Genomic DNA, 4,377 nt, shown 5'->3' on the forward strand with positions numbered 1-4,377 from the left:
AAACTAAACCATACAGCTGAGGCCTTTGCTTTAGTTTAAAATGACTTATTACTCAATGCTTTATTCAATAAAGCTTGTAACTGTTCAGCTTCTTGCTGATTTAATTGTTGCATCATTTGGTCAGAGATATCTTTGTACACTACCTGCTCCAAAGACATTTTTTCTGCGACTTCTTCCGTAAGCAACACACGCTTAGCACGAGCATCCTCATTACATGCGATGCGTTTCACCAAACCCTTTTTTTCCAAACGCACAACCATTGTCGATGCGGAAGGCTTAGTCACTTGCAGCTCTTCTGCAAGATCGGTTATTCGCACACCCTCAGGGTAAACCTGAATCACACGTAAATAATCGAACTCATTAAAGCTTAGATGTGATAATGGATCTTCTTTGGCATAGACACGCCAAGCTTTGGCGCAAAAACGCTCTAAATCAATCAAGCTTTCTTCTAATGCCATAAAAGCCACCACCACTTAGTTAGCAAGACTAACTATTTTAAATGAGTCACTCATCAAGTTCAATCATAAAAAAAGCCGCTCTCATCGAGCGGCTCTAAATCATTCAATTTCCAGCTTCTTGGCAGCCTTTAACTTGGCCAATCTATCTTGCTGTAATTGATCGTAAATTTGCGCCAACTCCAAGAAAGAATAGCGATGCTCAACATAATCGTAAACGTTGAACGAAATCGCGAGCTTATAAAGTGAGATGGCACTTGCGATATCACCTTCAAGCTGATTACGCTTTCCAAGGTAGAAATACGTTTCCGTCAATCGTTCAGCTAGGCGATAGTTCTCTCTCGTTCCATCCATAATTGCTTTAAGCGCGTCTTCGTCCGAGACGTCTCGTAGCATGATGGCAACAAGAACCCATCCCCACTCTTCACTACGATCTCGTAAATAACGCTGTTGAAGATTGGCTTTTGCTTGCTCTGGATTTTGCTCAGCTTCGATGATGTACAGCCATAATGAACGAAAAGGATCCGTTGGCATTTCTTGATAATGCTTGGTCATATCTTCTAAAGCGAGATCGATTCGGCCACCATAATACAGTGCAATCGCACGGTTGCGCTCAGCATAGGTATTATCAGGAGCCAACTCTATGGTCGAGTCAAACGCTTCATATGCCGCATCAAACTCTCCTACTTGGGTAAAGTATACTCCCAAAAGATTGAAGATGTCCGGCTGAGCAGGATTCAACTGCAAAGACTGGTTAAAGTCCAAACGGGCAAGATCACGCAAACCAACGCTGTCGTAGTAGCTACCGCGCTCATAATGCATTTTAGCGCGCACTTCATCACTAAGGTCGGGACGTTGTAGCAACTGCGAGAGACGCGCGATTTGTACTTCTTGTTGAACACTAGGCTGAAGTGGCACCGCCATCGGTGGATATAACCACTTTTGTGCTGATTGTTGAGAAGTATTTGCACAACCGGTCAGCGCGATAGCAACACATAAAATTGCGGTTTGAAACCATTTCACTAATTGATACTCCTGTTTGGACCGCTCAAGATTTGTTTCTCTTAATGCAATATAGGCGATAACCTCGTTTGAGGTTAATACATCGAAACAAACCAAAAAAGGGGAGCGAAAATGCTCCCCTTTTATAACATGCTTTCAGGCCCTTAATCTAATAAAAGGCTGAAAGTCTCATTTTGTCTTACTCGTCTTTAGCAGCCGGTGCTTCAGCAGCAGCTTCTTCAGCTGGCTTTTCTACCGCTTCTTTCATGCTTAGACGTACACGGCCTTGGCGGTCGATTTCAAGAACTTTAACTTGAACTTCTTGACCTTCAGCTAGGTAGTCAGACACTTTCTCTACGCGTTTTTCTGCGATTTGAGAAATGTGTACAAGACCATCTTTGCCTGGAAGAACCGTTACGAATGCACCGAAGTCTGCTAGACGTGCAACTTTACCTGTGTAGATACGGCCCACTTCAACTTCAGCAGTGATCTCTTCGATACGGCGGATAGCTTCTTTCGCAGCAGTGCCTTCAGTTGCCGCAATCTTGATAGTACCGTCGTCTTCGATTTCGATAGTTGTACCAGTCTCTTCAGTTAGAGCACGGATAACTGCACCACCTTTACCGATAACGTCTTTGATCTTCTCAGCGCTGATCTTCATCGTGTGAATACGCGGAGCAAATTCAGAGATGTCTTCACGAGCACCAGAGATTGCTTCATCCATTACAGATAGGATGTGCTTACGTGCGCCTTGAGCTTGGTTAAGCGCAATTTGCATGATTTCTTTAGTGATGCCTTCGATCTTGATGTCCATTTGAAGTGCAGTGATGCCAGTGTTAGTACCTGCTACTTTAAAGTCCATGTCACCTAGATGGTCTTCATCGCCAAGGATGTCAGAAAGTACAACGAAATCGTCACCTTCTTTAACAAGACCCATTGCGATACCAGCAACAGATGCTTTGATTGGTACACCTGCGTCCATAAGCGCAAGAGAAGTACCACATACTGAAGCCATTGAAGATGAACCGTTAGATTCAGTGATTTCCGATACAACACGTACTGTGTATGGGAACTCATCAACAGAAGGCATTACTGCAGCAATACCACGCTTCGCCAGTTTACCGTGGCCGATTTCACGACGCTTAGGAGAACCTACAAAACCAGTTTCACCTACACAGTATGGAGGGAAGTTGTAGTGCAGTAGGAAGTGATCTTTACGCTCACCAGTTAGCTCATCGATGATTTGAGCATCACGCTGAGTACCTAGCGTTGCCGTAACGATCGCCTGAGTTTCACCACGAGTGAATAGCGCGCTACCGTGAGTACGAGGAAGAACACCAGTACGTACATCTAGTGCACGAACCATGTCTTTTTCACGGCCATCGATACGAGGGTTACCTGCAATAATACGGCTACGTACTACTGTCTTCTCTAGATCATGGAAGATAGTGTGGATTTCTTTTGTGTCTGCTTCAGGATCTTCAGCAAGAAGAACTTCATTTACTTCCGCAGCGATCTCATGGATGCGGTCGTAACGAGCCATTTTCTCAGTAATTTGGTAAGCTTCAACAAGTTTAGCTTCTGCTAGATCAGCAATCTTATTTTTAAGCGCTGTGTTCTCTTCAGGAGCAACCCAATCCCAAGCAGGAGTTGCAACTTCTGCTTTGAATTCGTTGATAGCTTGAATAGCAACTTGTTGTTGGTCATGACCATAAACAACCGCCGCTAGCATTTCTTCTTCAGTTAGGTTGTCCGCTTCTGACTCAACCATCAGTACTGCTGACTCTGTACCTGCAACAACAAGGTCAAGCTTAGAAGTTTCTAGTTCAGTTTGGCTAGGGTTAAGTACAAGCTGACCATCGATATGACCAACACGCGCCGCACCGATAGGGCCGTTGAATGGAATGCCAGAGATAGCAAGAGCAGCAGAAGTACCGATCATTGTAACGATATCTGGCTGAACATCTGGGTTTACAGACATTACTGTCGCGATAACCTGAACTTCGTTTTTAAACGCGTCTGGGAATAGCGGACGGATTGGACGGTCGATTAGACGAGCTGTTAGCGTTTCGCCTTCAGAAGGACGACCTTCACGTTTGAAGAAGCCGCCTGGGATTTTACCCGCAGCGTAAGTACGCTCTTGGTAGTTAACCGTTAGTGGGAAGAAGTCTTGACCTGCAACGGCTTCTTTTTTACCTACAACAGATACGAATACAGACGTATCATCCATTGTGACCATAACTGCTGCTGTAGCTTGACGTGCAATAACGCCAGTTTCTAAAGTAACTGTGTGGTTACCGTACTGGAACGTTTTAACAACTGGTTTTTCGAACATTGTTATTCCTTGTTTCTAATCTTCCTTTAGTGCTTAAAGAAATCTTAGATGTGTTAATTGACACTCAAGGCATTACGAATCGCGACTAGTAAAAAGAAACTCGGAAATTCCTTTTGAATAGTCGCGACCTTTTGGTCGACGTGGTTGACTGTAATGCTATGAGCTTTTGAGAAAACCTCTTACAAGGTTTAGCCGCCAGTATTATAACGGCATAAGTCTAATTTGGCTAAATTTAGGCAACAAAAAAGGGGCATAAAGCCCCTTTTTAGACAAACTGCTATGCAGTCGCTGATTAGCGACGTAGGCCTAGACGTTTGATTAGGTCTTGGTAGCGAGCTAGGTTTTTACCTTTTAGGTAATCTAGAAGCTTACGACGACGAGAAACCATGCGTAGAAGACCACGACGGCTGTGGTGATCGCCTTTGTGCGCTTTGAAGTGACCTTGTAGGTGGTTGATAGAAGCTGTAAGTAGAGCTACTTGAACTTCTGGTGAACCAGTGTCGCCTTCGCCTTGTGCGTATTCTGCAACGATTGCTGCTTTAGTTTCTGCATTCAGAGACATAATTCTCTCCTAATAAGAGTAGG

4 protein-coding genes are annotated in these 4,377 nt (G+C 44.2%); all 4 read right to left on the reverse strand.

What is annotated here, in order from left to right:
• Window positions 1–35 precede the first annotated feature (35 nt).
• The 4 genes from CAG68_RS13125 to rpsO all read right to left on the reverse strand — a co-directional run bounded on the left by CAG68_RS13125 (window position 36) and on the right by rpsO (window position 4,354).
• Complete coding sequence (locus CAG68_RS13125) at window positions 36–458, reverse strand: MarR family winged helix-turn-helix transcriptional regulator (RefSeq protein WP_005380103.1); 423 nt, start codon at window positions 456–458, stop codon at window positions 36–38.
• A gap of 99 nt (window positions 459–557) precedes the next feature.
• The gene (gene nlpI, locus CAG68_RS13130; protein WP_005380101.1) at window positions 558–1,478 is read right to left on the reverse strand and encodes a lipoprotein NlpI; all 921 of its coding nucleotides are present in this window, start codon (window positions 1,476–1,478) and stop codon (window positions 558–560) included.
• 178 nt (window positions 1,479–1,656) lie between these two features.
• Window positions 1,657–3,792 carry a polyribonucleotide nucleotidyltransferase gene (pnp, locus tag CAG68_RS13135; RefSeq protein ID WP_005380098.1) on the reverse strand — a complete coding sequence of 712 codons (2,136 nt, stop codon included), beginning with the start codon at window positions 3,790–3,792 and terminating at the stop codon, window positions 1,657–1,659.
• Between the two features lie 292 nt (window positions 3,793–4,084).
• Window positions 4,085–4,354: a 30S ribosomal protein S15 gene (gene rpsO, locus CAG68_RS13140; protein ID WP_005380094.1), complete on the reverse strand. Its 270-nt coding sequence runs from the start codon at window positions 4,352–4,354 to the stop codon at window positions 4,085–4,087.
• Window positions 4,355–4,377: the final 23 nt, after the last annotated feature.

Origin of the sequence: Vibrio sp. V42_P2S4T144, assembly GCF_009904715.1 — a bacterium.
GTDB lineage: Bacteria > Pseudomonadota > Gammaproteobacteria > Enterobacterales > Vibrionaceae > Vibrio > Vibrio alginolyticus.

Excerpts from the sequence above, each read along its gene's own strand:
- pnp (WP_005380098.1), bottom strand. The coding sequence starts at position 3,792 with ATGTTCGAAAAACCAGTTGTTAAAACGTTCCAGTACGGTAACCACACA.
- rpsO (WP_005380094.1), bottom strand. The coding sequence starts at position 4,354 with ATGTCTCTGAATGCAGAAACTAAAGCAGCAATCGTTGCAGAATACGCA.
- CAG68_RS13125 (WP_005380103.1), bottom strand. The coding sequence starts at position 458 with ATGGCATTAGAAGAAAGCTTGATTGATTTAGAGCGTTTTTGCGCCAAA.